Consider the following 2892-nt stretch of genomic DNA (forward strand, 5'->3'; position numbering starts at 1 on the left):
GACGGCTACAGCGCGTGGGTGCCGGGCAACTCCGGCGGCGAGAGCGAGACGATCATCGGCGAATGGCTCGCGAGCCGGAAGCCCGGGAACGTCGTCGTGGCGACCAAGGTCAGCACGCACCCCGAGTTCCGCGGCCTGTCGGCGGCGAACGTGCGCGCCGCGGCCGAGGCGTCGCTGACGCGACTGGGTATCGACGCGATCGACCTGTACTACGCGCACTTCGACGACCCCGAGACGCCGCTGGAAGAGACCGTGGGAGCTTTCGCCGACCTCGTCTCGGCCGGGCTCGTGCGCTACGTCGCAGTCTCCAACTACAGCGCCGCGCGCATCCGCGAGTGGATCTCGCTCGCCGAAGCAGCCGGAGCCGACCTGCCCGTGGCGATCCAGCCGCACTACAACCTGGTCCATCGCACCGCCGTCGAGAGCGAGATCGTCCCCGTCGCCGAGGAGTTCGGCCTCTCGCTCGTCCCGTACTACGCGCTGGCCAGCGGATTCCTCACGGGCAAGTACCGGACCACGGATGCCGCGGGCGATTCGCCCCGCGCGAGCGGCGCCGCGAAGCTCGCGACGCCGGCGGGGCTGGCTCTCATCGACACCCTCGAGGACATCGGGCGCGCGCACGAAGCGTCCATCGCCACGACGGCGCTCGCGTGGCTGCGCGCCCAGCCCACCGTGGCGGCGCCCCTCGCGAGTGCGTCGAAGGTCGAGCAGGTCGCCGATCTGGTCGCGAGCATGTCGCTCGACCTCTCCCCCGACGACCTCACGCGGCTCGACGCCGCGTCCCGCCCCGCCCAGGGCTGAGGAGCCCCGGCGGGGTCGTGCGGCGTCGCGCGGCCCCGCCGTCGGGGAGAATGAGGGGGTGAAGCTCCTCGTCGCCGCCCACGCGTCCGAATTCGTCGCTTTCGAGCCCGACATCCCCGGCTTCGACCGGCTGCTCACCGGCGTCGGCAAGATCCCGGCCGCGTACGCGCTAACGCGTGCCCTGTGCGAGGGCGTGTACGACGAGATCGTCGTCGTCGGCACCGCCGGTGCCATCGACCCCGAGCTCGAGGGCGGCATCTACGACATCTCCGCCACGATCCAGCACGACGTGAAGGGCCTGGACGGGACGTTCGGCGAGCACGTGTACCTGCCCGCCCGGGTGGACATCGCCCCCGAGGGCGTCGTCATCGCCACGGGCGACCACTTCGTGGACGACGCCGAGGCCGTGGCGCTCATCCGCGGCCTCGATGCCCGCATGGTCGACATGGAGTCGTACGCGCTCGCCTGGGTCGCCCAGCAGTTCGACGTGCCGATCCGCATCCTCCGCGCCGTCTCGGACCGCGCTCAGGACGGCGCGACCGAGCTGTGGGATGACGTCGTCGAGCGGTGCAGTCATGAGCTGCGGGCGAAGTTCCGCGAGCTCTACGGCGTCTGAGAGCCGTTGCGGGCCCGACCCGCGAGGTCGGCGACCCCCACGATGAGCGCGAGACCGAGGAACACCCCGACCGCGATCATGCCGGTCGCGTAGGCGTCGTGGAACACCACGAGCGTGTCGCGGTCGCCCTGCTCGCGGTAGACCGTGGCATAGAACAGGGCCAGGGCGATGGCCGTGCCGACGGCCGTGCCGATCCGCTGGCCGAGCTGGCCGACGGATCCGGCGACGCCGCCGCTGGACACCGGGATGTCGGCGAGCGTGAGCGTCTGATTCGGTGAGATGACGAGTCCGCCCGCGAACCCGCCGACCACCATCACCGCCGCCATCGCCCACGGCGTCCACTCGGGCGGCGTGATCAGCGCGACCAGGGCCAAGGCTCCGGCCGTGGCGACCATGCCGAGGATGCCGGCCACGACCAGCGGGCGTCCGAGACGGGCGACGAGGTTGCCGCCGATCCACGAGCTCCAGGCGGATGCCACGGCGAAGCCGATCGTGACCATGCCGGCGAAGACCGGCTCGAGGCCCAACCCGCCCTGGAGGAACAGCGTGCCCAGCAGGAACATCGCCGGGACCGCCGAGAAGTACGCGGTCGAGATCAGCACGCCGTTCCGGTACGACGCGAGCGAGAAGATCGAGAAGGGCATCAACGGCATCCGCCCGCGATCGGCGTAGCGGCGTTCCCAGAAGACGAACGCGGCCGCGAAGACGACCGAGGCCACCAACAGCCACCACCGCCGGGGATCGTCGTCGGGCGATCCGGTCGTGAAGAGGAACGGCCACATGAGCGCCACGATCGTCAGGGCGAAGAACACCACCCCGACCGGGTCGAGGTCGAGGGCACGGTGCGACTTCGTGCGGGTGTCGGGGAGCAGCCACGCCGCCAGGACGATCACGACCGCGACGAGGGGGATGTTGATCCAGAAGATGAGCCGCCAGCCGTCGGTCGGACCGCCGAGGGCGATGAGCAGACCGCCCAGCGTCGGGCCGAGGGCCGTGGCGATACCGATGGTCGCACCGAACAGGCCGAACGCCCGACCGCGCTCCTTGCCCTGGAACAACTGCTGCACCAGACCGAGCACCTGCGGCATCTGGATGCCGGCGGCCACCCCCTGCAGCAGTCGTGCCGTCAGCAGAATCGTGGTGTTCGGCGCCAGCGCGCACGCGAGGCTCGTGACGAGGAACAGCGACAAACCGACCAGGAACAGCACCCGACGCGAGCGCAGGTCGCCCAACCGACCGGCGGGCACGAGCACGAGTCCGAAGGTCAGGATGTAGCCGGACACCACCAGCTGCAGCTCGGTGGGGCCCGCGTTCAGGGCAGCCTCGATCGAGGGCAGGGCGACGTTGACCTTCGTGAGGTCGAGGATCGTCAGTGCGGCAACGGAGACCGCGATCCAGTAGGCACGCCAGCGGTGGCGGGACGAGAGGTCGATGTCTCGTGTGGGCGGGTGCGGGGACGTGCGTTCTTCTGGCAT

At 70.6% G+C, this 2892-nt stretch carries 3 protein-coding genes; 2 read left to right on the forward strand and 1 reads right to left on the reverse strand.

Features of this window, described 5'->3' with window-relative positions; translation table 11 throughout:
- Both LQV45_RS23710 and LQV45_RS23715 read left to right on the forward strand, forming a co-directional pair.
- Nucleotides 1–801 (forward strand): aldo/keto reductase (locus LQV45_RS23710; protein WP_230009087.1); only part of this gene is annotated, 801 nt, incomplete at its 5' end.
- A gap of 58 nt (nt 802–859) precedes the next feature.
- Nucleotides 860–1417, forward strand: a complete 558-nt coding sequence (locus tag LQV45_RS23715) for a nucleoside phosphorylase (protein ID WP_230009088.1) — start codon at nt 860–862, stop codon at nt 1415–1417.
- On the opposite strand, the gene LQV45_RS23720 is transcribed toward LQV45_RS23715, so the two are convergent.
- Complete coding sequence (locus LQV45_RS23720; RefSeq protein WP_230009089.1) at nt 1405–2892, reverse strand: MFS transporter; 1488 nt, start codon at nt 2890–2892, stop codon at nt 1405–1407. The two genes, LQV45_RS23715 and LQV45_RS23720, sit on opposite strands and share 13 nt — an antisense overlap.

The organism is Microbacterium sp. Bi128 (assembly GCF_918698205.1).